Annotated in this window: 33 protein-coding genes; 14 read left to right on the plus strand and 19 right to left on the minus strand. The window is 63.7% G+C overall.

What is annotated here, in order from left to right; all coding sequences use genetic code 11:
* Positions 1-199: 199 nt before the first annotated feature.
* The 5 genes from XH93_RS29580 to XH93_RS29605 form a co-directional block, all read right to left on the minus strand.
* Complete coding sequence (locus XH93_RS29580) at positions 200-628, minus strand: GNAT family N-acetyltransferase (RefSeq protein ID WP_194470191.1); 429 nt, start codon at positions 626-628, stop codon at positions 200-202.
* 69 nt (positions 629-697) lie between these two features.
* A complete protein-coding gene (locus XH93_RS42520) occupies positions 698-1,291 on the minus strand; it encodes a phage terminase large subunit (protein WP_139863562.1) in 594 nt (197 codons plus the stop codon).
* A 729-nt stretch (positions 1,292-2,020) separates the two neighbouring features.
* Positions 2,021-2,275, minus strand: coding sequence for a hypothetical protein (locus tag XH93_RS29595; protein ID WP_139863177.1), 255 nt, complete (start codon positions 2,273-2,275; stop codon positions 2,021-2,023).
* The gene (locus tag XH93_RS29600) at positions 2,276-2,437 is read right to left on the minus strand and encodes a hypothetical protein (protein ID WP_172628274.1); all 162 of its coding nucleotides are present in this window, start codon (positions 2,435-2,437) and stop codon (positions 2,276-2,278) included. It lies immediately after the preceding gene.
* 745 nt (positions 2,438-3,182) lie between these two features.
* Positions 3,183-3,731: a hypothetical protein gene (locus tag XH93_RS29605; RefSeq protein WP_194470192.1), complete on the minus strand. Its 549-nt coding sequence runs from the start codon at positions 3,729-3,731 to the stop codon at positions 3,183-3,185.
* Positions 3,732-4,559: 828 nt separating this feature from the next.
* Here XH93_RS29605 and XH93_RS29610 point away from each other — a divergent pair.
* Positions 4,560-4,745 (plus strand): hypothetical protein, encoded by a 186-nt coding sequence (locus XH93_RS29610; RefSeq protein WP_139484964.1) that lies wholly within the window; start codon positions 4,560-4,562, stop codon positions 4,743-4,745.
* A gap of 92 nt (positions 4,746-4,837) precedes the next feature.
* Here XH93_RS29610 and XH93_RS29615 read toward each other — a convergent pair whose 3' ends face one another.
* Positions 4,838-5,143 (minus strand): hypothetical protein, encoded by a 306-nt coding sequence (locus XH93_RS29615; protein WP_194470193.1) that lies wholly within the window; start codon positions 5,141-5,143, stop codon positions 4,838-4,840.
* 265 nt (positions 5,144-5,408) lie between these two features.
* Between XH93_RS29615 and XH93_RS29620 the strand changes: the two genes are divergently transcribed.
* Positions 5,409-5,669, plus strand: coding sequence for a hypothetical protein (locus XH93_RS29620; RefSeq protein ID WP_139484962.1), 261 nt, complete (start codon positions 5,409-5,411; stop codon positions 5,667-5,669).
* Between the two features lie 27 nt (positions 5,670-5,696).
* Here the strand turns inward: XH93_RS29620 and XH93_RS29625 are convergent, their stop codons facing one another.
* Positions 5,697-6,044, minus strand: coding sequence for a phasin (locus XH93_RS29625; RefSeq protein ID WP_139863174.1), 348 nt, complete (start codon positions 6,042-6,044; stop codon positions 5,697-5,699).
* A gap of 493 nt (positions 6,045-6,537) precedes the next feature.
* On the opposite strand from XH93_RS29625, the gene XH93_RS29630 reads away from it, so the two are divergent.
* Positions 6,538-6,723, plus strand: coding sequence for a hypothetical protein (locus XH93_RS29630; RefSeq protein WP_139863173.1), 186 nt, complete (start codon positions 6,538-6,540; stop codon positions 6,721-6,723).
* A 14-nt stretch (positions 6,724-6,737) separates the two neighbouring features.
* On the opposite strand, the gene XH93_RS29635 is transcribed toward XH93_RS29630, so the two are convergent.
* From XH93_RS29635 to XH93_RS29645, 3 genes are all read right to left on the minus strand, one after another.
* Positions 6,738-6,941, minus strand: a complete 204-nt coding sequence (locus XH93_RS29635) for a hypothetical protein (RefSeq protein ID WP_194470194.1) — start codon at positions 6,939-6,941, stop codon at positions 6,738-6,740.
* Positions 6,942-7,051: 110 nt separating this feature from the next.
* A complete protein-coding gene (locus XH93_RS29640; protein ID WP_194470195.1) occupies positions 7,052-8,185 on the minus strand; it encodes an alpha-hydroxy acid oxidase in 1,134 nt (377 codons plus the stop codon).
* Between the two features lie 163 nt (positions 8,186-8,348).
* Positions 8,349-9,365 carry a GlxA family transcriptional regulator gene (locus tag XH93_RS29645; protein ID WP_139484958.1) on the minus strand — a complete coding sequence of 339 codons (1,017 nt, stop codon included), beginning with the start codon at positions 9,363-9,365 and terminating at the stop codon, positions 8,349-8,351.
* 63 nt (positions 9,366-9,428) lie between these two features.
* Between XH93_RS29645 and XH93_RS29650 the strand changes: the two genes are divergently transcribed.
* From XH93_RS29650 to XH93_RS29665, 4 genes are all read left to right on the plus strand, one after another.
* A complete protein-coding gene (locus tag XH93_RS29650; RefSeq protein ID WP_194470196.1) occupies positions 9,429-10,142 on the plus strand; it encodes a hypothetical protein in 714 nt (237 codons plus the stop codon).
* Positions 10,142-11,434: an MFS transporter gene (locus XH93_RS29655; protein WP_194470197.1), complete on the plus strand. Its 1,293-nt coding sequence runs from the start codon at positions 10,142-10,144 to the stop codon at positions 11,432-11,434. The genes XH93_RS29650 and XH93_RS29655 overlap by 1 nt, the downstream gene beginning before the upstream one ends.
* 119 nt (positions 11,435-11,553) lie before the next feature.
* Positions 11,554-12,216 carry a YqcI/YcgG family protein gene (locus XH93_RS29660; protein ID WP_229174019.1) on the plus strand — a complete coding sequence of 221 codons (663 nt, stop codon included), beginning with the start codon at positions 11,554-11,556 and terminating at the stop codon, positions 12,214-12,216.
* The gene (locus tag XH93_RS29665) at positions 12,213-12,533 is read left to right on the plus strand and encodes a cupin domain-containing protein (protein WP_139484954.1); all 321 of its coding nucleotides are present in this window, start codon (positions 12,213-12,215) and stop codon (positions 12,531-12,533) included. Before XH93_RS29660 ends, XH93_RS29665 begins: the two co-directional genes overlap by 4 nt.
* A 23-nt stretch (positions 12,534-12,556) precedes the next feature.
* On the opposite strand, the gene XH93_RS29670 is transcribed toward XH93_RS29665, so the two are convergent.
* Positions 12,557-12,739 (minus strand): hypothetical protein, encoded by a 183-nt coding sequence (locus XH93_RS29670; RefSeq protein ID WP_139484953.1) that lies wholly within the window; start codon positions 12,737-12,739, stop codon positions 12,557-12,559.
* Positions 12,740-12,764: 25 nt separating this feature from the next.
* Here XH93_RS29670 and XH93_RS29675 point away from each other — a divergent pair, with 25 nt between their 5' ends.
* Positions 12,765-12,950, plus strand: a complete 186-nt coding sequence (locus XH93_RS29675; RefSeq protein ID WP_139484952.1) for a hypothetical protein — start codon at positions 12,765-12,767, stop codon at positions 12,948-12,950.
* A 115-nt stretch (positions 12,951-13,065) separates the two neighbouring features.
* Here the strand turns inward: XH93_RS29675 and XH93_RS29680 are convergent, their stop codons facing one another.
* The 5 genes from XH93_RS29680 to XH93_RS29700 all read right to left on the minus strand — a co-directional run bounded on the left by XH93_RS29680 (position 13,066) and on the right by XH93_RS29700 (position 16,501).
* Complete coding sequence (locus tag XH93_RS29680; protein ID WP_139484951.1) at positions 13,066-14,358, minus strand: CaiB/BaiF CoA-transferase family protein; 1,293 nt, start codon at positions 14,356-14,358, stop codon at positions 13,066-13,068.
* A 71-nt stretch (positions 14,359-14,429) separates the two neighbouring features.
* Positions 14,430-14,627: a hypothetical protein gene (locus tag XH93_RS29685; protein WP_194470199.1), complete on the minus strand. Its 198-nt coding sequence runs from the start codon at positions 14,625-14,627 to the stop codon at positions 14,430-14,432.
* A 20-nt stretch (positions 14,628-14,647) separates the two neighbouring features.
* Positions 14,648-15,070 carry a GFA family protein gene (locus tag XH93_RS29690; RefSeq protein ID WP_139484949.1) on the minus strand — a complete coding sequence of 141 codons (423 nt, stop codon included), beginning with the start codon at positions 15,068-15,070 and terminating at the stop codon, positions 14,648-14,650.
* 206 nt (positions 15,071-15,276) lie between these two features.
* A complete protein-coding gene (locus tag XH93_RS29695; RefSeq protein ID WP_139485191.1) occupies positions 15,277-15,843 on the minus strand; it encodes a DUF6456 domain-containing protein in 567 nt (188 codons plus the stop codon).
* A gap of 94 nt (positions 15,844-15,937) precedes the next feature.
* Positions 15,938-16,501, minus strand: coding sequence for a GcrA family cell cycle regulator (locus XH93_RS29700; protein WP_194470200.1), 564 nt, complete (start codon positions 16,499-16,501; stop codon positions 15,938-15,940).
* Positions 16,502-16,629: 128 nt separating this feature from the next.
* Here XH93_RS29700 and XH93_RS29705 point away from each other — a divergent pair, with 128 nt between their 5' ends.
* The 3 genes from XH93_RS29705 (at position 16,630) to XH93_RS29715 (ending at position 19,006) form a co-directional block, all read left to right on the plus strand.
* Positions 16,630-17,259, plus strand: coding sequence for an XRE family transcriptional regulator (locus XH93_RS29705; RefSeq protein WP_139484947.1), 630 nt, complete (start codon positions 16,630-16,632; stop codon positions 17,257-17,259).
* Between the two features lie 144 nt (positions 17,260-17,403).
* Complete coding sequence (locus XH93_RS29710; protein WP_139863166.1) at positions 17,404-17,679, plus strand: hypothetical protein; 276 nt, start codon at positions 17,404-17,406, stop codon at positions 17,677-17,679.
* A 172-nt stretch (positions 17,680-17,851) separates the two neighbouring features.
* Positions 17,852-19,006: an OpgC domain-containing protein gene (locus XH93_RS29715; RefSeq protein WP_194470201.1), complete on the plus strand. Its 1,155-nt coding sequence runs from the start codon at positions 17,852-17,854 to the stop codon at positions 19,004-19,006.
* 10 nt (positions 19,007-19,016) lie between these two features.
* Here XH93_RS29715 and XH93_RS29720 read toward each other — a convergent pair whose 3' ends face one another.
* Positions 19,017-20,321, minus strand: coding sequence for a glycoside hydrolase family 3 protein (locus tag XH93_RS29720; protein ID WP_194470202.1), 1,305 nt, complete (start codon positions 20,319-20,321; stop codon positions 19,017-19,019).
* Positions 20,322-20,565: 244 nt separating this feature from the next.
* Between XH93_RS29720 and XH93_RS29725 the strand changes: the two genes are divergently transcribed.
* From XH93_RS29725 to XH93_RS29735, 3 genes are read left to right on the plus strand one after another with little or no spacing between them, the layout of a single operon-like run.
* Positions 20,566-22,056 (plus strand): DUF4173 domain-containing protein, encoded by a 1,491-nt coding sequence (locus XH93_RS29725; protein WP_194470203.1) that lies wholly within the window; start codon positions 20,566-20,568, stop codon positions 22,054-22,056.
* A 27-nt stretch (positions 22,057-22,083) separates the two neighbouring features.
* Positions 22,084-22,788, plus strand: coding sequence for a response regulator transcription factor (locus tag XH93_RS29730; RefSeq protein ID WP_194470204.1), 705 nt, complete (start codon positions 22,084-22,086; stop codon positions 22,786-22,788).
* Positions 22,785-24,377 (plus strand): ATP-binding protein, encoded by a 1,593-nt coding sequence (locus XH93_RS29735; protein ID WP_194470205.1) that lies wholly within the window; start codon positions 22,785-22,787, stop codon positions 24,375-24,377. The genes XH93_RS29730 and XH93_RS29735 overlap by 4 nt, the downstream gene beginning before the upstream one ends.
* Positions 24,378-24,379: 2 nt before the next feature.
* Here the strand turns inward: XH93_RS29735 and XH93_RS29740 are convergent, their stop codons facing one another.
* Entirely contained in the window at positions 24,380-25,612 is a 1,233-nt protein-coding gene (locus XH93_RS29740; protein WP_194470206.1) for an acetyl-CoA C-acetyltransferase, read from the minus strand.
* A 124-nt stretch (positions 25,613-25,736) separates the two neighbouring features.
* Complete coding sequence (locus XH93_RS29745; protein ID WP_194470207.1) at positions 25,737-26,510, minus strand: enoyl-CoA hydratase/isomerase family protein; 774 nt, start codon at positions 26,508-26,510, stop codon at positions 25,737-25,739.
* Between the last annotated feature and the right edge of the window lie 8 nt (positions 26,511-26,518).

Here is a 26,518-nt window from a genome sequence, read left to right on the forward strand (position 1 = left end):
GAGGCAATTTCTCGAGCGCAGTCTCGCAACCATCGGCGTGGATTCGCCAGTCCCCGGATGCCAATGGTCTGCCGTTGCGTAGCCCTGACTACCCGGAAACAAAAAAAAGGCCCGATGGCTGTTCAGCCACCGGGCCTTGTCGTTGAAATACTAGCGTCGGCTTCTGTCTTGATCGAGGCGCGGGCCAACCTCACGGTTTCTAGCTCAGCCCCTTCCGCCAATACAGCGTATGCGGCCATGCCCAGGGTAGCGCCGGCTCAAAGAGCCGGTATCCCTGTCGGATGAAGTTGTTTGCTGAGATCACACGGTCCGTCGTGTCAGAAACAATCGCGCTCCAACCGACTTTTCGCGCTCGCGCTTCGAGCGCGCGGGTGAGCCGCACTTGCAAACCGTGACCACAATGTTGCATCACGACGCCGACGCGGCAAAGATATCCTGCATTCGCGATGTGCGTTGATGGGACAACGCCCGCGAACGCAACCGGCTTCGCTCCATGGAAAGCTATCCACCAATACCCCTGCTCGAAATCGGGCACACGAGTCCCGTCGCAGAATGTCACTTGGTGAAGTTCGTCGAGCGTCTCTGCAATCTCATCGTCCTGTGGATCAACTTCGCGTATACGGTACATGGCCAAGCCTCAAAGCTGCAAACTATCCAGCGACTCCTCCCTGGCTGACGGAAGGCAGTTACGCTATGATCACTTCCCAAGCGTGGCCTTGATGCCCAGCCATACGGCTCCGATAAAGCCTGTAGCAATCACGGTAATGACCGCTTTGAATGTGTAACTTTGCGCCTGCTCCACGCTTCTCCGCCACCGCCGCAGGTGTTGGAAATCTGCGCGTAGCTCTTTCCGATCACCTTCCTCGATGCCGAATGAGGTCAAGATGGTCGCAATCGTCTTGACGACGACGGCGTCGATGTCACTTCGGCGGACCCGCTCCTGCTCAATCAATGTTTCCATCACGATGGCCTTAACGTCCGCTTCATTCATTGGAGTCACCGCTTGATAACGCATGCCCCGGAAGATGATCGCGCCATCGCCCGGCGTCGCAATCTTGTCCGAATAGAGCTTGAAGCCCGCGCCGACACCGAGCGAAGCGATCTTGCTCTCGACCAGCCGCTTCGAGGACTGCGCCAGCGTGCGCTGCGCCTCGCGGATACAAACCGCCAGCGTGCCGCGCTCGGCCTGGCACATTTCGACCAGCAGTTCGCCGAAGAAGTGCGACTTGCCCGATCCCCTGCCGCCGAACGCACCCTTGTAGCGCGCAGGCTGCAGCAGCGGCTCGAACACTTTTGCAGTTGGAATTTTCAGGATCGACAAGGCTGCTCTCAGTAGGGGCAAATCGGTATTGCGGCCGCTGTCAGGCTTGAACCGCTATCGGCGACGGCGTGCCCCGGTGTGTGCGGCAAGCCAGTCATCGATACTCGTCTTCGGTGCGTCCGGAACGCCAAGTACAGACGGCGGCAGATATTGCACCGGCTGTCCGCTGAACGGGCTCAGCGATCTCGTCGCGACCGAAGGTGTGGGCGCGAAAGCCCCAAGCGCTCGTCGAACAACGCGGACTGGCCGGGAGGCGGCTCGGAGCCGGCTGCCGAATGAGAAACGGCAGGTCCAGCCGCACTAAGCGAGAAGGATTTCCGGAGCCTGCGGTGCCATTAGCCCCCCATCGAGACGCACGCCGATTAACCACCAGATCGAATCAAACGCCGCAAGGAGCGGTATTATGCCCAGTCCCCAGAACGCACGAAGACGTCGATCGGCCACGCTAGTTCTCCCGTGATGCAACGCAAGGACAGAAGAGCAGTTCGCGATCCACATGGGCCTTCTACCCGGAGCACGTTGCTCCGACACGCTGTCATAGATATCACCGTGACTAGCGCTCTGGTAGAGTGGTTCGGCAAGACGAGGCACACAAAGTCGCGAGCGTCGTCCGCGGCGTCAGGATCGCTGAAGGGTAAGAGGGGCGAGCGACATCGCCCAGTCAAACCGATCAATCGGACGGGCCGCGCCCAGTGCCGCTCACGTCTCTTCACCCTCAAGGCTCTCCGGCTCCACGATAATCCGCTCGATGCGGTGCACAAGTTCGAGCGCGCCGTCGCCGTTCTCGATCGCCTGCGACGCCTTGCCCCAGCCGCGATCGAGGATGGCGTTGGCGGCGGACACGCGGGCCGCCGGCGTCGCGCTTGTGGATCGCATCACCCCGACGAGCACGTTGATTGCCGTCCTGGTGTGGCTGCGCGCGAGCGAACGAATCTGCGTGATCGATTTCGCCACCTACTTCTCCTCCCAGTCGGACGGGAGATATTCGCTCGGCGCGGTATCGACGTGGTCGATATCGCGATCGGGCACGGCCGTGCGAAATGCGATGGTTGGAAAATCCGTCTGCGCGCGATCCTGGCGCGGCCGCGGAATGAACTGGATAATGTCTGCGCTCATGCGAACTGGTCCCACACGGCAATGGCAATCAAGCCCGCAACCGCGAGCGATATCAGATAGGCGGTCATGCGACCTCGTTGATCGGCCGGCTGCACGCGGCACCGGCGATTGAAGAAATGTGCGGCAGATCGCGCGATCGGCTGCGATCTTTGGGGCGCGAACCTTATCCCTGACGAGTGGGGCCGCGGGCAGCGCCGGCTCTCGCCGCGCCGCAGGACCGGCGCGTTCGCGCGCGCCGGCCAATTCGCTCGAGTTTCAAAGGGTTCGGACGGCGGCGCGCTGACGACGCTCGGAGCGACGGCGGGGGAGATGTGGCGTCGTGACGTGCGGCCGCCGTCCGATTGGTGAAACGGCAAACAAAAAGCCCGCCGCGGAGCTCTCCGCGCGGGCCCTTCGACAATTTCGGAATGATGGAATTATGCAGGTGACTTGCCCGACGTGTCAAATGTTTTGATTGAGCGCGCGATCGAAAAAGTGCGACCCGTCGATACGTTGCCCTCGGGCGAACCCTCGCGCGTCGTTCGCTAGCGTTCCGTCCTTGTCCCAGCGGGGCCCGCCTGCGTTTTGCGGCCGTCCATTCCTCGCTACCTGTCGCCGCATCCTTGTTCGGAAAATCGGAGATTGGGGGCGGGAATGGCCAGTCCGGCATTGGGGTGCCACTGACAATTCCGAGCGGCCTAGTGCCCGGCGACCCAATGCCGTCCGCCGAAAGTGAGATCAACTGAAGAGGATTACGCCAAACACATCAGCCGCTTCGGATAACCTTGGCAAGTGCATCTGAGTACTTCAGCACCAGTCCAATATTGGACTTGTACTGTACGGCTGGCATTGCAAATTGCAGGTCGTCTTTGAGATCGGCGATCCTCTCCGCCTTATCGGCGGAAGACATCTTCTTGTCTGAACGAGCGCGGGCAATTTGCGCTCGAATGACGGCTTCTCTTCCAACATATCGGTTCGTCACCGGATCGATACCGGCTGACACGAGCCCGATATTCTCCGTGACAACCTTGTATTCTTCATAGTTGGCAAATCCGCGCTTACCCACGAGGGCATCCAGTTTCGCGATCGTTTCAGGAGTTAGCTTGTTGATACTTTCCGGTGCGTTGTCGGTGACGTCATAGACGCTCTCCGTTAGCGCCAAGACACCCAGGACTTGCGCCTCGGTCAACGGCATCTGCCTCACGGCAACCACGTGCCGAGCAGGCTTTTGAACGGGCGGCGAAGCTTGCTTGCTTTGCTCGACGGCTCTGCCATCTTCGCAAAACGCTGCCGACCAGGCCAGAATCGAAGCCAAAACGACGAAACGTGAATACCTGATAGCAGCCCCCGCGGATGCCTCGCCCTTGCGCCGATCAGATGTGCTTCCGCCCCGGAGCCGTCGAAATCTCGCGATTGATGATTGCGTACATGATCGCGCTGCGCAAGGAGAAGGTGACAAGGCGCAACACGAAGAGCGACGCGCCAATCCGCTATGGATCCCTCGTTGATCGGCCGGCTGCACGCGGCACCGGCGATTGAAGAAATGTGCGGCAGATCGCGCGATCGGCTGCGATCTTTGGGGCGCGAACCTTATCCCTGACGAGTGGGGCCGCGGGCGGCGCCGGCTTTCGCCGCGCCGCAGGACCGGCGCGTTCGCGCGCGCCGGCCAATTCGCTCGAGTTTCAAAGGGTTCGGACGGCGGCGCGCTGACGACGCTCGGAGCGACGGCGGGGGAGATGTGGCGTCGTGACGTGCGGCCGCCGTCCGATTGGTGAAACGGCAAACAAAAAGCCCGCCGCGGAGCTCTCCGCGCGGGCCTTCGACAATTTCGGAATGATGGAATTATGCAGGTGACTTGCCCGACGTGTCAACCGTTTTTCCGAAAATCGAAGAAAACGGTAAAATTGGAGGGTTCGGCTTCGACAGCGAGAAACTGCCTTCGGCGAAAATCCGGGTCAAAACCCTCAATCGCAACATGAATTTCCAACGGGCGCCGTATGCTTGTTGCGATGATGTCATTGTGCAGGTGAGTTGCCCGACGCGTCAAGCCGGCCGATGGGCGTCGTTCCGACCGACATCAGGACAAGTTTGGCAGGCGCAGGCCGGACTGGCCGCGCCGTACTCACATCGCAAGGAGGCGTCCATGTATTTCGTTGCGGCCGTGCTCGCGGTCTTGTCGGGCCTGTTCTATGCCGCAGGCCATCATCAGATCGGTTCGCTCGGCGGCACCATGTGCAGCTACGGCGGGATGTTCTGCGACAATCCGGTCCTTGTTCTGGTCGGCGCCGCGCTCGCGGCGGCCTGGGGCAAGTTCGTCAGCGTGCGTTGATTGCCTTCGACCGTCTGTTTTCCGGGCGCGCTGCCGGATTTGGCCGATTCAATTTTCTTGTCCTATGGCGCGCACCCATAAAGCCTGCACATCTATTGCGGCGCGTTCGGATTTGCCGGATGAACCGGCTTTGGGCCCGGCGGATCGGGTTCGAGCGGGGCCTTGGGCTCGGTCGGCAGCACCGTTGCGCCGGCGGCACGCGCAGCCTCGCCGGTCGTCGAGTAGTTGGCATGCGCAGCCGGCTGCAGCTTCGGCTTGTTCCACGGACCGTGGTCGACGATCAGCATGCCCAGTACGCCGAGGGCCGCCACGACGGCTGCCACCACAAGCGGCGTGCCGCCGTGCCGCTTTCGCTCGTTGATCGCGCTTCTCTCCTTGATCGCGCTCGCATCGGTCATGGCATAGGGCCTGCACTGCAAGTGTCGTTATTGAACAAGCCTTGAGCCGGTCGAAAGTTTCCGGTTCCTGCGGTGCGAAATCCAGCCATGTCCGCGGAACCAATCGACGGCCGCGGCATTTTCACAGCGTGTGGCCGTCACCCGCCGTTCATAACGGCGCCTGTCGCGGATAGCCAAAGGTCATCGACCCGCTGTTCAGAACACGCGCACGCGCGGATAGCCAAAGGTGACGGCCACCTGACCTTCAGCCAAATTGCGGCACGGCATGAGCTTTGAAACACCGGAATCCCCGCTGCAGCCCACGCTTGGTGAGCGCGCAATCGACACCGCGACCGACGTTTCGCGCACCATCACCGAGGTGTCGGACGGCCTGCGGTCCGCCGTCGACCGGCTCAGCCGTACAATCGCGGCGTCACGCCGGCCGGGCGGAACACTCGCCACCGTGAGCGCGGTCACGCGCGAAGCGCCGCTTGCCAGCCTGTTCGTCGCCTTCCTGCTCGGCATTGCCGTGGCCCGGCGGCGCTAGGCGCGCTGCCACGCAGAACGATCGATCCTAGAACTTGCCCTTGGTGGCGTCCTTGGTGGCGGACATCACGCTTCCCGTGATCTGCCGCATATGCTCCCCGGCATTGGTGAACTGGCTGCGCAAAAATTCCGACTGGATCTGCATCGCCTGCTGCAGATCGGTCGCATGCACCAGCTTCCGCGCATGCTCGAACGCCGCCCGCATGTTCTGCTCGGTGAACGACAGTGCCTGTCGGGAGATCTCCGTGCCCGGCACCGCCGTCATCGACTTGCCGGCAGCATCAAAAAACAGGCCGAAGGCTTGCTCGGCCTGGTCGATGGTCTTTTCCGCGAGATCGCGCAGTTCGGCAGGAACTTCAAGCTTCGGCTCGATCATGATCGCCCCCTGAAATTATGCTCCGGGGCGACGTTAGCACAGATCGCGACGGCGTCAGCCTCACATGTTGAGGCGCCGGGCGCCGTCCGGCCCCTCGCCCGCACGCCCTCCGAGGTGACACGCGACAGTAACGCTGCCGTGGAAAATCGGAAAACGAACGGGTCCGGGGCAGCCCCCCAGATGAGCGGATATCATCTACCCGTCCCGGCAGCGGCGCTGGTCATGTCGGTGCAAGACCATCGGCTCCGACCGGCATGATCTTCAACGGCTGGCGCTTCGCCGCCTTCGACGACTCCAGCGCGACGTCCTCTGCCACAACGACAATGGGTCAATGTCGATCAGGCGGATCGCGATCAGCAGCGCATCCCTGCAGTTCCGGCGCGGAACTTGCCTGATCCCGTTACCGCGCGGATTCCAATCGTGTCAGCACTGTGGCATAGTGATTCGGAATTTCGTCGGTGGCGTTTGCGTCTCTGGGGACATGGGGACTTCGATGCTGCGCACCTTTCGGCCGACTCCGACCTGCACGCGGTTCAAGACCAGCATAGAGATGCCGTGCATGAGATGCGGCGCGCAGATGCGGCTCGCGCTGATCGAGCCGCGCGATCAGGTCTATGACGTGCTGACCTATCAGTGCACGCCCTGCAATTCCGGCGAAAGTTTTCTGAAGGCCCGCTAGTCGGCGCATTCGGATCAGCCGCGCAGCACCGCAGCTCCCGAAGGGGTCAGCGTCGGCTCGTCGTCGTGCAATTCGATCAGACCGAGCTCGATGAGTACGGCCAGATCCTCGTCGCCCACCGGTGACAGTTTGAGCCGGCCGGCCTGGATATCCCGCAACGCCCAGCGCAAGCCGATCGCTCGCTCGAGGGAAAATTCAGCGAATGGATTGTCTGCCATTCGCCTCGACTAGTGCGGCATTTCGATCAGACTTTGGCCTTGCCGCGGCGTCTTCATGGACACCACGGCGTGACGCGACCAGGTATGATCGCATCAGCCTCGCAAGCCGTTCAATAGCGGTAGGGCTCGATATCCAGCAGCGGAAATGCGCTGAACACGCTGGGCGGATTGGTCGGCAGCGCCGGATGCAGGTAGGATTTGTCCAGCTCGGCAAAGCTCGTGACACCGAGCAGCCCGAGGCAGCGGATGACCTCATCCTCGAGCAGTTCGAGCATGCGCACAATGCCCGCCTCGCCTGCCGCGGCGAGCGCGTAGCACTGCAGACGGCCGATGCCCACAAGGTCGGCTCCCGAAATGATCGCCTTGACGATGTCGGTGCCGCGGCTGAACGATCCGTCGACCATGATCTTGGCGCGGCCGGCGACCGCCTGAACGATCTCGGGCAGCACATGCATCGAGCCGCGGCCGTGGTCGAGCTGCCGGCCGCCATGGTTCGACACGTAGATCCAGTCGACCCCGTGATCGAGGGCGATCTTGGCGTCTTCCGCCGTCGCGATACCCTTGAGGATCAGCGGAATCTTGAACTTGTCCTTGATCAATTTCGCCGTCCGCCATTCCAGCCCTTTCTGGAAGTCACCGCCGGTCGCGCGGATCCGGCTCTCGCGCACATAGCGTTTGGCTATATCGCGCTCGCGCCGGCTGTAATGCGCGGTGTCGACGGTGAGGCAGAAGGCGGCATAGCCATTGGCGATCGAGCGGCTGACCACGTCCTCGACGAACGCGTCATCGCCGCGCACATAAAGCTGAAAGATGCGCAGCGCATCCGGGGCCGCCTTTGCGGTGTTCTCCAGCCCCGGCTCCGACACCGAGCTCAGCATATGCGCCGCACCGAACGTTCCGGCTCCGCGCGCGACCGCCGCCCCCGATTCCGGGTCGAAGATTTCGAGCGCACCGACCGGGGCGATCATGACGGGAAGCCGGAGCCTGCGCCCGAATAGCTCGACCGACGGATCGACATGCACGACATTGCGCAGGACGCGCGGCCGGAATGCGATCTCGTCCAGCGCCATCCTGTTGCGACGCATCGTGGTCTCGGTTTCCGCGGCGCCGACGATATAGTCCCAGGCATTCTGGTTCAGCTTGGCGCGGGCCTTGCGCACGAACTCGTGCAGGTTCTGGAATTCCTCGCCGCTGGCGCCGAGTTCGACATTGCGCGCCGACCGAATGGGGGTCCCGTCATTCATGGTGTTTCTTCTCCCGATTTGGCGGCACATTAGCCGCAGACAAACCGGAAAAGCTACCGCCTGAACGGCGAATTCCGCCAGCGAAGGCCAGCTATTCGCTCGCGGGATGGATCAGCTTCGACATGAACATTGCGCGGCGCCTGCATCGGGCGCAGCGGCTGAGCTAGCTGCCGGAAAACCGGTTTCGATACTCGGTCGGAGATACGCCGAGGTGGCGCAGGAAGGCCCGGCGCATGCGCTCGTCATCGCCAAACCCCGCGCGCTTGGCGACCTCGACCACGCCGCCGATCTGGCGGCTCTCGAGCAGCAGGCGCGCCGTCTCGACACGCAGCGCCTCGACGCCGCTCGCCGGCGTCATGCCGGTGCGGCTGACGTAGGTTCGCGCGAATGTCCGCGGCGTCATCCCGGCTTTCTCCGCCAGTGTCTCGACCTTGAGATCACTGGCGATGTTCTCGATGATCCAGGCGTGCAGCGCACTGAAGCGTCCCTCGACGTCCGATGCCTGGGCCGCAAGGACCGTTGAAAACTGGCTCTGGCCGCCCGGCCGCTTCAGGAACACCACCAGCCTGCGCGCAACGTCGAGTGCGATGGTATGGCCGAAATCCTCCTCGATCATCGCGAGCGCGAGGTCGATGCCGGCGCTGACGCCGGCCGACGACCACACCCGCCCGTCCTTGACGAAAATCGCATTCGGCTCGACGCGGATCTTGGGGAAATTGTCCTGCAGCCTCGGACAATAGCGCCAGTGCGTCGCAGCACGCTTGCCGTCCAGGATGCCGGTCCAGGCCAGCGCGAACGCCCCGAGGCAGACCGAGGCGACCCGGCGTGCCTTCGGCAGCGCCTCGGTAATCCAGTTCATCATTTTGGCGTCGCTGCGGATCTTCCAGATGCCCGGACCGCCGGGGATCACCAGCGTGTCAATCTCGCCCGGTGCGACACTTTCGATCGGTGTGGTGTCGATCATCATGCCGACATCGGTCGGCACCAGCCCCCCGGCGGGCGAGAGATAGGACAGCGAATAGTCCGGTCCGGGCAGCTCGATCGCCTCCAGTTCCGCAAACACCTGCGCCGGCCCCGAGATGTCGAGCAGGGTCACGCCGGGGAACGCGACCATCGCGATTAGCCGCGTGGATGTCCTGTCGGGCGGCTCCGGCCGGGGTTTGGCAGGTTTCGAGGGCATATTGTCCTTTAAGCCATTCGAGGCCCCCCTGTATAGCTCGCGATGGAAGGCTGGAGTTCTGCGATGTCGCGAAATCTGGGTGGCCGATATGAGGCGATCAAATCGCCTTGGTCGGATTACGCGATCTACAGTTTCCCAGACGCCTCGCAGATCGAAGCCTGCGACCGGCAGCCGCTGATGGATGCCATGAACGGCATCATTGCCATCAACTGGCAGGCCACCGAGCCGCACTGGACTGCGTCCTCCTCACCGTTCGAGCCGAAATACAGCCTCATCCTGGTCTATGACGGCTCGGGCCTCGTGGCCTTCTCCGTCTACCGCGTCCTGCAGATGTCGGCCGGGCTCGGGATCTACCGCAGCGGCACCGAGGTATTGCCGGTCCACCAGGGTCGCGGTCTTTACGGTTTCTTCACCACAGAAGTTCTCAAGCGTTCGGGCGCCACTGACAGGACCGAGGGCTCTGTGCTCTACGGTTGGCGGACCCGCAATCCGATCGTTTGGGCCGCCAACGCCAAGATTTGCGAAAAGGTCACGCCGTCGCTGCTCGACGACGCACAGGATCCCGCATTACAGGCGGCGTGTGTCGAGATGTGCACATCGCTCTATCCGGGCAAGCCGCTTGAAGTGCCCGACATGATCATGCGCGGCGCCTACGGCCACATCAAGCATCATCGGCAGGCCTATCACGGCACCGCATCGCTGGTCGATGCCGCGATGTCGCGCAAGATCCCGGATTCTGCGGACGCCCTCTTCTCGGTCGGTTACGCGAGGGTGTGATGTCGATGCTCGGACAACAGGCCGTATTTACCCCGACGTCGCGCCTGACCGATCGCGCCTATCTGGCCTGGGCCGCGGTGGCGATCGCCTATGCCATCGCATTCCTGCAGCGCGTGTCGCCGCAATCGATCACCCAGGGCTTCATGCTCGACTTCAACACCGACGCGGCCGGTGTTGCGATGCTCGCTTCCAGCTACTTCTGGGGCTACACGCTGATGCAGATCCCGGCGGGCCTGCTGGTCGACCGGTTCGGCGTCAAGCGGGTCGTGCTGGTCAGCATGGTCGCCTCGTCGCTCGGCAGCGCGGCGTTCGCGCTGGCGCCCAATCTGCTCGACGTGTTTGCCGCGCGCCTGATCGTCGCCTGCGGCGATGCGCTGGTGTTCACCGCGCTGCTCAAGCTCGTCGCGCAAAGCTTTGCCGACGAACGCTTCGGAATGATGTCAGGCATTTCGCAGGTCTCCGGCTATGTCGGCGGCGTGATCGCGACCACGCCGCTGGCGGCTGCGGTCTCCGGCTTCGGCTGGCGGGCCTGCTTCCTGTTCATCGCCTGCGTCGGCCTGGTCAATCTTGCCTTCGCCAAGGTTGCGCTCAAGCCGGATCCGGTCTCGCACAGCAACAAGACGTTGAAGGGCGTCGTCATCGCCGCGCGGCAATCGCTGGCCCATGTTGCGAACTGGGGCTGCGCAATGACGTTTGCCTCGCACTTCGCGGTCGTCACGACGCTGTCGGGCGTCTGGGGCATTCCGATGGTCGCGCATTTCTTCCACATCTCCCCGACCGCTGCGGGCACGCCGCTGCTCGCCTTCATGATCGGCAACGCGCTCGGTTCGATCTTCCTGGGACACGCCGCCGATCGGGCCGCGGGCAACCTCGATCATGCCCTGATCCGCATCTGCCTGCTGCGCATGCTGCTGATCGCCATGCTGCTGCCGGCGGTCGCGCGCACGTTTGGTTTCGTCTACGTCACCGTCGTGTTCACCGCGCTGGGCCTCGTCGCCGGCGGCACCGTCCCGCTGGTGCTGAAATGCGTCAAGAAGCTCTACACCGCCGACCTCATCGGTGTCGGCGCTTCGGTGAACACCACCGCCGCCGGCATCTTCGCCGGCATCGCGCAGCCCATCATCGGCTTTGCGATGCTTGCCGCCAGCCAGGTCTCCGGAACCGACGCCGTGCACAACAGCGCGGCGATCGGTGATGCCGGTTACGCCGCCTTGATTGCCATTCTGCTGCTCATGTCGCTGCCCGGTATTGCCGGTCCGCTACTGATGAGGAGCAAGTTGATAGCTCGTTGAATCTAGTTGTGAGTGAAGGGGGTGTTATGGAGCGCTTGTTTTTGAAGAAAGGCGAAGTTGCCTCGAGCTTTCCAGTAAGCAGCTGGCAAAGTGTGATGTTTTCCGAGTTTGAAGCGCAAATGAGCAGCGAAGCGAGACCGTTCCCCTGCGTGTTCGGGGTGACCGGACACCGCCAGGACCAGTTGCGCTATCTGTTCCTTGATCCGTACGACGTCGCAGTGCTGGGCGAACAGCTCGCGCAGTATGTTGCGCAGTCCCGCTCGTTCGGTCCCAATACCTCGTTGATCGTGTTCACGCGGCCGCGTCCCGTGCAGACGCTCGACGCCTATTATCGCAAGATGTGGCTGACGCTCGACCAGCTCGCTCGCCTCGACAAGAGCCCGTGGCCCAGCGAGATTCCGGAACAGATCGACCATCCGATGTGGGAGTTCTCGTTCGCCGGCGAGCCGATCTTCGTGGTGTGCACGACGCCCGCGCATGTCATGCGCCAGAGCCGCCGCTCCAGCGCCTTCATGCTCACCTTCCAGCCGCGCTGGGTGTTCGAAAAGATTCTCGGGACCGAGAAGGCGGCAAACGCCGCGTTCGCCGAGGTGCGCAAGCGGCTGGTCCCGTATGACAGCGCGAGCCCCTCGCCGCTGCTCGGCCGCTACGGCGCGGCCGACGGGCGCGAGTATCAGCAGTACTTTTTGCACGACGACAACAACGCGAGCACCGGCTGCCCGTTTGCCAAGCTCGCGCAGAACAAGACGCCGCCGATCGCAGACAAGGAGCAGGCAGCATGACCCAGATCATCGCAGGCACAAAGACCAAGTTCGCCATCGATGCGGAGATCCTGAACCTGCTTCCCGCGCAGGGCTCGGTGGAGCTGCAGCACGATGCGGCCGGCAAGGTGCATGCCTTCCACACCCACCCGGTCGATGAAATCCTGATGATCATCAGCGGCCGGCTGAATTTCACCTGGGATGGCGGGGAGCAGATCGTCGGCGCCGGCGACACCATCCTGTTGCCCGCCGGTACGCGTCATCAATCGGAAGCCCTCGACGGCGGCGCAATCTACGTGATCGCGACGCAGCCGCCGGCCAAGCCAATCAGCAATTGAGATTTGAGGACAACATGAAGCCCTCAGGACAATGAGGGATCGCCCGGCGGCTGAGCCGCCAAACGTTCGACCAGCTCGATGACCTCGGAACGCTGGTCGGGCGCAAGCCGAAGGAAGGCCTTCAACAGTCGCAGGCTTTCCAATGTTTCACTCGATGGAGCTCCGAGCTTCTTCTGTAGCTCTGCAACATAAGTGGGATTTTTCATCTCGCACCGTAAGTGAGGATCACGAATGGCATATCCAGGTAAACGTGACGGTTTGGCCCAGAAGGTCGAGACCGCAGCTCAAGAGGCCGAGCGTCTTGGCCTGACGACCGCGACTCTGATTCTTCGGATGGCACGCCTCGAAATTGACCGGGCGGAGCCCGAAGAAGTTGAAAGTATGCCAAGGAACAACCTGCGCAGCAAGCCGAACTGAGGTCCCGAAACGGGCCTATTCCGGTCGCCGGCGCCGTCAACCAGGCGCCGGGCAGTCGGCAACGTCTGCACCGGATAGGGGCGAACGGCCTTATGCTCGTCGACGGTCAGATGACCTAGCTTTCGGGGAGCACCCTTTGCGCCGCTAGCCCGGTGTTGCCTGCCTTGCCGAAGGCTCCCGCCTCGGCCAGTGCGGCAACGCGCCGGTCGTCATAGCCGAGCGTCGTGCGCAGCACGTCGCTGGTGTGCTGACCAAGCAGCGGAGCGGCGACAGGATCGACCGTCGGCGTCAGGCTCATGGTGACCGGGGACTCGATGTTCGGCACCGAGCCGGCGGTCGGATGGGGAATCCGGCTCAGACGCTGCCGGTCGCGCACCTCGGGCGCATTGAACCCCTCCTCGACCGTGCGCAGATAGCCGACCGGAATGTTGGCCTTCTTCATCTTCGCCATCCAGTGTTCCAGCGTGTCGCTTGCGAACACGCTGGCGATGATGGCGCGCAGCTTCTCCCGGTTGGCGGTTCGCGCCTTGCGATGCGCGAACTCGGGATCGGTGACGAGATCGGGACGCTCCAGCACCTCGGTCACCAGCCGCCGGTAGAGGCGATCATTGGCGCAAGCCATATAGAGCGGCCCGTCGGACGCCCGGTAGACCCCGACCGTGGGCGAGCCGTTCGGCGAGTTGCCGAAGCGGCCGGGATTGTTGCCATTGATCAAATAGGCCATGCCGTAAAAGCCGGTCATCGACACCGCGCTGTCGATCAAAGCGACCTCGACCTGCTGGCCGCGGCCGAGCCGGTCGCGCGCAATCAGCGCCAGCAGAATGGCGTTGCAAGCCGACATGCCGGTCGCCATGTCGACGATCGGCGGACCGGTGCGCACCGGCTCGCCGTCCGGGAAGCCATTGAGCGACATGAAGCCGCTTTCGGCCTGCGTGATCGGATCGAAACCGGGCCGCAGCGCGAAATCGCCCTTGCGGCCATAGGCCGAGATCGAGCAATAGATCAGCCGCGGGTTGCTCGGCGCCACCGATGCATAGTCGAGGCCGAACTTCTTCATCACGCCGCCGGAAAAATTCTCGACCACGACATCGGCCTTCGCGATCAGCTCGCGCGCCACCTCGAGTGCGGCAGGGTTGTTGAAGTCGAGCGCAATGCCGCGCTTGTTGCGGTTGAGGCTGAGATAGGCGGCGCTCTCGCCGCCGATCTCGGCATGCTCGTAAGCGCGCGTATCGTCTCCGCCGTCGGGATTCTCGATCTTGATGACGTTGGCGCCGAAATCCGCCAGCGTCTGCGTGCAGGCGGGGCCGGCCACGACGCGGGTAAAGTCGACCACCAGCAGGCCATCGAGCGCCGTCGGGATCCCCTCTCCGCGCGACGCGCGCTCCGGCAGTTCTGGTCGGGTCATGATCGGGCGTTTCCTCTGCTTGTTTTGTCAGGCGAAATTCGGCAAATCGCCAGTGGAGGTGCTGCAACCGCCTTTTAGCGGAAGCCCCTTACCAAGACCAATTCCGGATTTTGCAGGGCGGGATCGTCATCTGACATGGCTGTCGCGGCCAGGATGCCGGAAAGCGCGCCGTCACCGTCGCGTGACGCAGGACAAAGGAAGCCAGACAATTCCGGTTCGCGGACGTCGGACCGCGGCAGAAACATCGCGAACGGCATGGCGCCTGTCGCCATGCCGTTCGCACGCCAAACAGCTACTCGGCCATCATCTCGCCGGAGCCGCCGAACTCGGCGGGAAAATCCTTCAGTTTCGGCAACCCGTCGCGGATCGGCAGCACGGCCTCGGCATAATTGACGTGGACGCCGGGAGCGAATTTGAGCGTCGGAATCGTCGCGGAGAACACGTCGACAAGTCCGAGCGTCGGATGGTTGGTCATCAGATGACCGCCGCACTTAGTGCAATATTGGCGCTGGCTCATCGCGGTCTTCTCGAAGGTCCCGATATTGCCGGCCCCCTTTGTGACCTCGACGGCCTCGGGCTTCCAGAGGCTGAACGCATTCACCGGACCGCCGGACCAGGATCGGCAGGAGCGGCAGTGGCAGTAGCCCATCGCTGCCGGCTCGCCGGTGACCTGCAGTTCGACGGCGCCGCAAAAGCAGCTTCCAGTATGCTTCATAAGTCGGTTCTCCCTGAATGATTTGATTGGTTTCTTGCGTTGGCATCATAGCCTGTCCGCATTGCCGGGCAGAAGGAGAAACTCGCCACGGAATTGTGATCGGAAGTGTGAGCACCGGCACAGTGCTCGTCCCGAATCTGTGCCTGCCGCCGCGCGAAAATATCCGCGCGGCGACGGGCACCCACATCAGTTCAACGTCAGCATCGTTACGCCTTCACAGCAGCCCGATGCGGCGTGGCAAAGCCGTAGATCAGGGCCAGCCGGTCGAGGCATTCCCTGAGACGACGGGAGAAATAGTCCTGCCAGCGCTGGGTTCGCAATCCGCGCCGCTCCCCCACCTGCTCCATGGTCATGCCGAGGATCAGGACCTCGTGCACCAGCATCGAACCGTCGGCGCCGAGCTCATGCTCGGCGCGATTCAACCGAAGGGCCGCCTCACGCTGTCCCTCGGTGATCGGCTCGCGTTGCAGGCCCCCGTCGACATATTCGCGCGTGGTATCCACCGCGCGCGGGCCGCGCTCGGCCTTTTCCCAGTCGCCCTGGAAGGCACGGCCGCCCCGATATTGCGAATCGTCGATCTGACGGTGCGCATGCAGGCGGCCGAGCGGATCGTTGCGGACCGAACGAAGCGCAATGATCTTCTCGCCCGGCTCCAGCGCGAGGGGATCGTCGACCTCGACGGTCGCCATCTCGGCGTTGTAGGGCAGATCCTGGGAACGGCGGTCGTGCGCCCCGGCCGGATCGTGCGGCTTCCGGCGTCTGCTTCGCGGCATTGGTGATCTCCGTAATGTCTGATGATTGGGCGCGCGGATCCCTCCGCACGGTTGCGACCGCGGGCCAAGTCCCCTGGTCGGGAGGTGAAGCGCGTCAGTCCGCCCCGACGGCCTGAAGCCAGCCGGCGCTCAAGACCGGCTTCGCCGACAGCTCGGGGTTGCGGCTCAGACGGAAATGCGGCGCGCAGTAGCTCGACCCCGGCTGGCGCCGATGGCCACAAAAGGTGATCGGCTCATTCTCGCCATCGCCCCCGTATGGATACCGGCAGTCGCGGGGTCCGAGTTCGACGAGGGAAAGGTGGCGCGGCGTGACGCCGGCGCAGCGAAGCTCGGGTAAATCCGTCTTTCCAAAGAAGAATTTCGGCCAGTGGAGCACCTCAATGCGTGCGTCTGGACGAACCTCCCGCGTCCGATCGATACTCGGGCGCAGCGCCGGAAGGGGCGATTCGGGTCGATCGGGGAGCGCCGGCAGGGACGGCTCGGGCCGGTCGAAGCAGCCCAACCCCATGCGCTGCCCCCGGCTCAACGCCGCGCTTCGCGTATAGGCGGTGTTGAACCTTGCGTTGATGGTGGCGGCAATCATCCCATATGACATGCCGCGGACGCGCAACTCCTGTAACGCCGCCGAATGTTCCGGCGGCCAGTTTGTCGATTCCATTCCAAAATTCCCATTTCCTGTCATTCCGCCGGCGCCGCGCCTAACTTCCGATATTCGGAAGAAAAAGTCAAGCTTGTTTTCCGATTATCGGAACGGTATGGATATGCGGGGTTCAGGAGAGGTGATTCATGCTGGATGCGACACTGATTGAGCGGGCATTGGAACGGACCGGCAAGTCCAAGGGCGGGCTTGCCAAGGCGATGGGCGTGCGGGCGGGAGCGGTGTCCGAGATCCTCTCGGGAATCCGGCTGATCAAGGCCTCCGAGATCGACGCCATCGTCGAATATCTCGAGCTGAGCACGGTGCCGGTCATGGGCCGGGTCGGCGCCGGCGCCTCGATCGAGCCGGAGCACGAGCAGGTGCCGCCCGAAGGCATCGGCGAGGTCGAGCTTCCGTTCCCGATCTGGGAGGAGACCATCGCCTTCGAGGTATCGGGTGATTCGATGCTGCCGAAATACGAGAACGGCGACGTGATCGTGGTCTATCGCGAGCAGCGCCATCCGCTCTCGAGCTTCTACGGCGAGGAAGCCGCAGTCCGGCTGAAGAGCGGCGAGCGGTATCTGAAGACGATCGAGCGGGGCAAATCTCCGGGCGTGGTCAACCTGACGAGCTTCAACGCCAAGCCGATCAACGGCGTGAAGCTCGAATGGGTCGGCGAGATCTGCGTCACCCTGCCGCGCGGCCAGATCCAGCGGCTGCGGGGCAAGACGGCGTCGAAGGGCCGCAAGGCCGGCAAGGGCCAGGCCTCGGAAAAATAGCCTCGCGCAGCGGGGCATCAGTCGATTCCACCGGCCGAGATCATCGGGATCTCGGCCGCATTCTCATTATCAGAAATAATACTTGACTTCATTCCGATTCTCGGAAATAATACCGGATGACAGTCAGGGCACGATTTTTCGAGCATGCAGTACTTCGTCGTCATGATCGATTACGGCCGCCGCGGCCGTGAGGCGATCGTCGACCCCGAGCTGACGCGGCGCGAGGTGGTCGCCCGGGTCGCATCCGGGGAATACGCCAACATCAGCTTCATCCATGAGATCGCGGAGTCCTCGGTCGAGGACATCACGGAGGATGTTTTGGCCGAAGCCGCCCTGCCCGAGCTCGGCTTGACCGGCGCGGACCTGCAAGCCAACACCTTCGATCACGCCCGTGACCTGCGCAAGCATGAGCCGGTGTGAGTTCGCGGTCGCTCACGCGCTGATTTCGAAAATGTGATATTTCGCAGCTTCGGCCACTTGGCCCGAACTGGAAGCAAACTAGATATTGCTCACGCAAAGTCTATTCGGAGCCGGCGTGGTCTCGCACTAGATTCGGGCCTCGATTCCCGGACCGGTAAAATTCTGCTTTGAAATGAATCCGACAACATGCGCCGAGGTCCCGGCGGCCAATAGCGATCTCAGGATTGCGCTGCTGTTAGGCATCGCCAACTGGTTTCTGTTCCTGGACCACATTCCGCACAACGCAGTCAGTGCACTGACCTTGCGCAACTTCGGCTTTAGCGGCGCGACCGACCTGTTCGTGTTCGTCGGCGGCTACGCCGCGGTGCTGATCTCCGCCAGGATGTCATTCGAGCGCGGCTATGTAGTGGCGGCAACCCGCATCTTCAAGCGCGTCTGGCAGCTCTATGCGGCCTATATCGTGCTGTTCGTGATCTATGTCGAGTTGATCAGCTACGTCGCGACCCGCACCGCGGCGCCGGAGATCATCAGCGAGTTCAACATCACCGGATTCATCGACCACCCGATCCGGACGCTGATCTATGGCCTGTTCCTGCAGGCCAAACCGCTCAATCTCGATGTCCTGCAACTCTTCATCGTCTTGATGGCCGTCCAGCCCGTCGTCCTGCTCGGGCTGTTGTATGTGCCGAACGCGACGCTGGCCGCCGCGGTGACGCTCTACGTCGCCGCCCGCGTGTTCGACTGGAACCTGGCGTCGTATCCGGACGGCCGCTGGTACTTCAACCCGTTCTGCTGGCAGCTGCTGTTCGTAATGGGCGGCTGGTGCGCGCTGCTCGGCAAGCGGTATGCCCATGTGATCCGCGCCCTGCAGGCGATCCCTGCCCTGCGCGCTGCGGCGCTGTTGTACCTGCTGTTCGCCCTGGCCGTCGTCGCCAGCGGCAATATCCCGGCGCTCGGCAAGATGATGCCGACCGCACTGATCGATACGTTCCTGCCCGACGACAGAGAGGACATCGCGCCGCACCGCATCCTGCATTTCCTGGCGCTGACATTCCTGTTCACCCTGCTGGTCCCCCGCGACTGGGCGCACCTGCGGGCTCACGCCTTGCAGCCGATCGTGAAGTGCGGCGAGGAGTGGCTCGCGGTGTTCTGCGCCGGCGTGTTCCTGTCCTTTGCGGCGCATTTTATCCTGATCACCGGACCGAACTCGCTGGCGATGCAGATTGCGGTCAGCATCGCCGGCCTCGCCGCGATGACGGGAGTGGCCTACTACGTCTCGTGGTCGCGGCATCAGGACTACAAATCGGCGGTCGGAGCCCGATCGTGAAGCAAATAACCTAATCAACCATCCGCGCTCGCCTGAGCCGCGTCTCGCTCGCGCGCAGCATGGCGGTATCGAGCGCATTGCGCTCCGCCGCGTCGGAGGCGCAGGCAAACAGGCGGTAGAACTGCAATCCGTCGTAGGCGACCAGCAGCAGATCCACGCCGGCGTTCAGCGCCTCCACGACCGCGGTGCAGACATTGTGCTGATAGATCGCTCCCATCACCAGATCATCCGTCATCACGATGCCCTGGTAATTCCACTGCTTCCGGATCAGTCCGTCGATCACCGCCTTTGAATGCGACGCCGGCCGCCCTGGATCGAGCGCGCTGACCGCGACATGCCCGACCATCAGCCTCGCGTGGGTCGTCGACAGCACGTCACGAAACGGGCGCCAGTCGGTCGCCTCGAGCTCGTCCACCGGCGTATCGAGGTCGGCGCGGAAATGATGCGTATCGGCCCGCACGCGGCCGAGCCCGGGAAAATGCTTCACGGTTGCATCGACGCCTGCGGATTCGAGGCCGCGAATATAGGCGGTCGCGATCGCGCCGACCTTGGCGGGATCATCCGAGATCGCACGCTGGCTGATCAGCGTGTTGAAATCGAGCCGGTTGCGTTTCGCCTCCGGCCGCAGGTCGAGCGCCGGCGCGAAATTGAGATTGATGCCGAGCGACGCCAATTCCTGCCCGTGGATGCGTCCGAACTCCTCGGCCTTCGCCTTCTGCTGGTCCTCGCTCAATTCGGCCAGCGACGCCAGCGCCGGCAGCCTCGTGAGTGGCGGCGCCAGATGGGAGACAATCCCCCCTTCCTGATCCGCGGCGACGACCAGCGACGGCAGACCCGCAGCCCGCCGCTTGCCCTGCAGCGCCGCGATCTCCGCCTTCAATTCGTCGGCCGTTCGGCCGGCCAGGTTGTGCCGCGTGACATAGACGCCAGCGATCAACCCGCGCTCGGCGAGACGCGCCACCTCATCGAACGATGAATAGCCCACGATGAAGTGCTGCCCGAGCGTGCGCGCCAGCGCCGGCTCGGCCTCAAGAATGCTGCGCTCGCGCAGCACGAGCGTCGCACGCGAGACGGTGATTCCGAGCAGCGGCAGACACCACAACACAATCAGCAGCCTGCCGCTCCATCCGCGCCGGCTCAAGAAGTCGCGGCGAAGCAGCATCAGTACCGCGGCCGCACTTGCGGCCACCAGCAGAATATTACCCGCCCCGCGCAGCGGGACGAAATAGGGATCGTTGTTGTTGATGCCGGCGAAGACGAAGACAGGCCCGGCGATCCAGAGCAGGACGACGCCAATGCGCTTGACGATTTGCATGGGACCACGCGCGATGGAAGAGAGCGACCGGCATCGTCCGTAGCAGAGCAAACTTGTTGGCGCGAGCGGGGAAGCCGCCTCTGCACACAATCTGCAGAAGAATCCTGAACTCCTGCTGATCGCATTCTCACGGCTTGCACGCGCACGGTCGAAAGTTCGACAGGGGCAGGCCGGAGCACGTTCGCATGGCGCGGACGAGCCGGCGCGTGCCGCACTCAGACATCGCTTCAATTCAGAAGTCATGATGACAAGCCTTGCGCCGCCGCAGACCGAGACCCAACCGATTGCCACCGGCCTTCCGCCGGCCAAGGGCGCAGCGACGCTGGCGCTAGCTGCACTGGCCGACTGGCTGTTCTTCGGCCAGCAGCTTGGAATCTCCGTCGTGATTTTCGCGATTGCGCTGACCGGCGCAGCGCTGGCGGCCAATTTCGGACAGCTCGATCACCGCCGGCTGCTGCTGGCTGGACTGATCGTCGTGGCGGGGCTGCTGCCCGCCGTGGAGGAGGTCAATGCCATCTCGCTGACCATCGCCGTTCTGGCGCTCGGCATTGCGCTGGCGCTGACCACCAATCCTTATCTCGATGGTCTCGCCGAGGGGGCGGCGTCCCTGCTCGATCTGTTCCTGACCGGTCCTTTCAGATTCTTTCGGGATGTCGTCAGCGCGTTCAATCTGCCGGCAGTCACCAGGGGCTTTGCCCTGTGGCTCGTCCCATTGCTGCTCAGCGCCCTCTTCGTTGCTCTGTTCGTGGCGGCCAATCCGCTGCTGGAGAAGTGGATCAGCCAGCTCAACCCCGGCAACCCGGCGTCCTATCTCAGCGTGAGCCGCACGCTGTTCTGGATCGCGGCGCTGGCGGCGGTCTGGCCCTTCATCCAGGTCGGGTGGCGTCGCGGCTTTCTCACGATGGCCGACACCATCGAATTTCCCGCGTGCGATACGATTGAGCCTGTCAACGCGATGGATTTTCTCGGCGCCGGCACCATCCTGCGCTCGCTGATCCTGTTCAACCTGCTGTTTGCGATCCAGACCATCCTCGACGCGATCTACCTCTGGGGCAACGCCGCACTGCCCGCCGACATCACCTATGCCGCCTATGCACATCGCGGCGCCTATCCCCTGATCGTCACCGCGCTGTTGGCTGCAGCCTTCGTCCTGGTCGCGATGCGGCCGGGCGGTCCCGCCGAGCATTCACGGGTGATACGTCCCCTCGTCTACCTCTGGGTCGGACAGAACGTGCTGCTGGTGATCTCCTCGATGCTCCGGCTCGACGCCTACGTCCAGGTCTACCTCCTCACCTACTGGCGCACCGCCGCCTTCGTCTGGATGCTGCTCGTCGCGGTCGGCCTGGTCCTGATCCTCGCCCGCATCGTGCTGCGGCGTTCGAACCAATGGCTGATCCAGGGCAACCTGCTTGCGCTGACATTCGTGGTCTACGCCTGCGCCCTGATCAACTTCGCCGCCATCATCGCCGACTACAATGTCAGCCACAGCCGTGAGGCCTACGGCAAGGGGGTCAATCTGGACATGGACTACCTGCTCCAGCTCGGCCCGCAGGCCCTGCCCGCCATCGACAGGGCCTTCCAGCTCCGCTACGCCAACCCTGTCCTTGTCTCCCGCCGTAATTGCCTTGTAGAACAGCAACACCAGCAGATGGCCGCTTGGCGCAGCTGGGGCTTTCGCGGCTGGCGGCTACAGCGCCTGCTGGATGAGCGCGAGAAAGCCACCGCCGCGAGCTAGCCAGAACGCCGGATCCGGAGAGCCCAATTGACCCACCGCATCCTCGTTGTCGACGACGACCCGCATATCCGCGAGGTGATCCGCGTTGCCCTCAAGAAGGCCGGCATGAGCGTCACCGAGGCGCGCGACGGCAAGGAGGCGCTGGTACGTTTTGCCGGCGACCGGCCGGACCTGATCGTGCTCGATATCGGCATGCCGGAATTCGACGGCCTCGACGTCTGCCGTGAAATCCGCAAATCGTCCGACGTGCCTATCCTGTTCCTGTCCGCCCGCGACGAGGAGATCGACCGCGTCCTCGGGCTCGAGATCGGCGGCGACGACTACGTGACCAAGCCGTTCAGCCCGCGCGAACTGGTGGCGCGGGTCAATGTCATCCTGCGGCGGCTGACCCCGCGCGCCGCCGCGGCGAAGCCGGAGGCGAGCGTGCTGTCCCGGGGGCATCTCTCGGTCGACCCCGAGCAGCATGTCGCGACCTTCGCCGGCGCGGCGCTTCGCCTTACCGCCATCGAATTCGGAATCCTGCGCGCCTTCCTGACCAGGCCGACTTCGGTGTTCAACCGCGAGCAGATCATGAGCGCGGCCTACCAGCTCAACATCCAGGTCTCCGACCGCACCATCGACAGCCATATCCGCAACATCCGCGCCAAGCTCGCCGCGGTGAAGTGCGACAACGTCATCGAGACCGTGCATGGCGTCGGCTTCAAGCTCGGCCGGTGCGAGCCGCAGGCATGACGTCGTTTCGCGCCCACCAGAAGTGGCGCCCCTCGCTCAGCCTGGTCATTTTCACCGTGCTGGCGCTGGTCGCGGTGCTGCCGCTGATGGGGTTGTTCTTCTTCCGCCTCTACGACAACCAGCTGATCCACCAGACCCAGGCCGAGCTGATTGCGCAGAGCCGCGTGCTGGCCGCGATCTATGCGCAGGAGGTGCAGGCTCGGCTCGGCAATGCGATCCCACTTGGCGCGACGCTGCCGCCGGAGGCCTTGCCCGACCCCGGGGACCGGCTGACGCCGATCCGGCCCGCGCTCGATCTTGCCGGCAACGATCTGCTGCGGCGGCGGCCCGATGCGTTGCTGGCCGCGAGGCCAGCGGATCCGGCCTATGTCGAGATCGGCGCGCGGTTGACGCCGATCATCCGCGAGACCCAGAAGGTGACGCTGGCGGGCTTCCGGATTCTCGACCCGCAGGGCGTGGTGATCGCCGGACGCCAGGAGGTCGGACAGTCGCTCGCCCATATCGAGGAAGTCGCGACCGCGCTGCGCGGCCAGTACAGCGCCGCGCTGCGCATCCGCATGCCCGACAAGCCGCCGCCACCGATCTATTCGATCAGCCGCGGCGTCGGGGTCCACGTGTTCTCGGCGATGCCCGTCATCGTCAACGACCGCGTCGCCGGCCTGATCTACACCTCGCGGACGCCGAGCAACATCTTCGATCATCTCTATCAGGAACGCGGCAAGTTCCTGCTCGCCGCCCTGGCCGTGGTGCTGGCGACGATCGCGATCGGCCTGGTGTTCTCGCGCACGGTCACGCGACCGATGCGCGAGTTGGTCGATCGCGCCGTGCGCATCGGCCGCGGCGATCGCGACGCGTTTCGGGCGCTGAAGCATTACGGCACCCGCGAGCTCGCCCAGCTCTCCGACAGCTTTTTCGACATGGCCCACCAGCTCTCGCGCCGCTCCGACTATATCGCGACGTTCTCCGCGCACCTCACGCATGAGCTGAAATCGCCACTGACCTCGATCAAGGGGGCGGCCGAGCTGCTGCAGGACTCGCTGCAGAGCAAATCGGATGCGCTGACGCGGACCGAGCAGAAGAACTTCATCTCGAACATCCTCGGCGACGTCGAGCGGCTGGACGCCATGAGCCAGCGGCTGCGCGAGCTGGCCCGCGCGGAAAGCGCCCCGCAGAACGAGCAGACGCAGCTCGCTCCCGTCATCGACGATCTGAAGAGCCGCTTTGCGGCCCGAACAATCACCGCCGGCGGGTGCCTCGAGCGCTCGATCGGAATGTCCGGCGAAAAGGCGCTGATTGTGCTGGCCCACCTCGCCGACAACGCCTTCCGTCACAACGCAACGCACCTGCAGATCGAAGCGACCGCCGAAGCATCCGCGATCCGCATGACGGTCAGCAACGACGGCGATCCGATCTCGGACGCCAATCGCGACAAGATCTTCGACGCCTTCTTCACCACCCGCCGCGACTCCGGCGGCACCGGAATGGGACTGGCGATCGCGCAAGCCGTCATGGTGTCCCATGGCGGCTCGATCCGTCTCCTGCCGTCCAGCCGAAGCACTGCCTTCGAGCTGCAGTTCCCTGCTGTCTAACTTCAGACCCGCTCGATGATGATCGCCGGGGCCATGCCGCCGGCCGCGCACATCGTGACCAGGCCGCGCCTGAGGTCGCGGCGCTCCAGCTCGTCCAGCACCGTCCCGATCAGTATCGAACCGGTGGCGCCGATCGGGTGGCCGAGCGCGATCGAGCCGCCATTGACGTTGACCTTGTCGCGATCGAGCTTGAGGTCGCGGATGTATTTCTCGGCGACCACCGCAAAGGCCTCGTTGATCTCGAACAGATCGATGTCGTCGAGCGTCAGCCCGGCCTTGGCGAGCACCTTGCGCGTCGCCGGGACCGGCGCATTAAGCATCAAGGTTGGCGAGTCCCCCATATTGGCGGTCGCAACCACGCGGGCGCGCGGCTTCAGCCCGTGCTTGCGCGCGTAGTCCGGCGACGCCAGCAGGATCGCCGCCGAGCCATCGACCACGCCCGAGGAATTTCCCGCGTGGTGGACAAAGTTGATGTCGAGATCGGGATACTTGTCCAGGATCAGCTTCCGGTAGGTCGTGCCCTTGTCGTCAAGCGCGTAGTCGGCAACGGCGGGGAAGGCCGGCTTCAGCGCGGCAAGACCTTCCAGCGTCGTCTGCGGCCGCGGATACTCCTCGCGGTCGAGCGCCAAGGTGCCGTCCTCGCGGTGGACCGCAACCAGGCTCTTGTCGAAATGGCCGCCGGCAATCGCCGCAGCCGCGCGCTTCTGGCTCTCGTAGCCAAGCGCGTCGACATCTTCGCGCGAAATCCCCTCCATGGTCGCGATGGCATCGGCGCAGACGCCCTGGTGGGATTGCGGGTGGCGGGCGCGCAGGCGCAAATTGCCATTGTCCATCATGAACGGCCCCTCGCCGCGGCGGCCATCCATCGACATCATTTCCGTGCCGCCGGCGATCATCAGATCCTCGGAGCCCGCCATGATGGCATTGGCGGCCATGTTGACGCTGGTGATGCCCGAGCCGCAGAACCGATCGAGCGTGACGCCCGAGGCGCGCACGTCATAGCCGGCATCCAGCGCCGACATGCGGCCGAGATCGCCGCTCTGCGGGCCGCGCTGCGAGCTTGTTCCCCAGATAATGTCGTCGACATCGGCGGTGTTGATGCCGGTTCGATCGGCCAGCGCCCGCAGCACGGTGGCGCCGAGCTGCTGCGGATGGATGCCGGCGAGCGCGCCCTTGCCGGCCTTGCCGATGCCGCGCGGCGTCCTGCATGCATCGATAATCAGCGCGTCAGCCATGGTGGTTTCCTCTCGGTGTGTTGGTTTTGAAGCATTTGCCGCCGAACCGGGCGCATTGTCAATTCGCGGCGACCGCCCTGCAACGCATGACCGCCGCGCATAGGCCGAAATACAATCCAGCCATCTATCGTCCCTTGTAGTTGGGCGTTCGCTTCTCGACGAACGCATTCAGCCCTTCCTGGCAGTCTTCCGTCGAGGCGACCACCACAAAACTCTCGGCGGCGTTCTCGACCGAGCGGCGGAAATCGGCGTCGACCGCGCGCATGAAAGCGTCGCGGCCGATCTTCATCACGACCGGCGATTTCGCCGCCAGCTTTCGCGCGATCTCCCGGGCGCGATCGAGCGCGGTGCCTTTCGGCACGACTTCGCTGAGCAGGCCCATGCGAAACGCGGTGGCCGCGTCGAACGGCTCGCCGAGGAACAGCGGGCCGAACGCCTGGTGCTTTCCGACCAGTCGCGGCAACTGCACGAAGTGGATCGCCGGGATCAGGCCGACATCGATCTCGGGATAGCCGAAGGTCGCGCCGTCGCCCGCGACGATCATGTCGCAGGAGATCGCGATCGTCATGCCGCCGGCGCGCACCGCGCCGTCGACCGCCGCAATGGTCGGCTTGCCCATCCGGTACTGCGTGTCGTTCAGCGCGAAGTAGAGCCGCTCGAGAAACCCCTTGACCTCGATCGCGGGCTTGCCGCGGACGATATCGAGGTCGAGGCCGGCGCAAAACACCTTGTGGGCGCTGCGGATGATGACGGCGCGCACCGCCTGATCGTCGCGCGCCTTTGCCAGCGCCGCCAGCAGCGCGTCGATCAACGGGATGCTCAGTGCATTGACTGGCGCGCGATCAAGCACGATCTCCGCGATCTGATCCGTGACCGAGTAACGAACGAGGTCCGTCATGATGTTCT

Source organism: Bradyrhizobium sp. CCBAU 51753 (assembly GCF_015291565.1).
In the GTDB taxonomy this organism is placed as follows: domain Bacteria; phylum Pseudomonadota; class Alphaproteobacteria; order Rhizobiales; family Xanthobacteraceae; genus Bradyrhizobium; species Bradyrhizobium ivorense.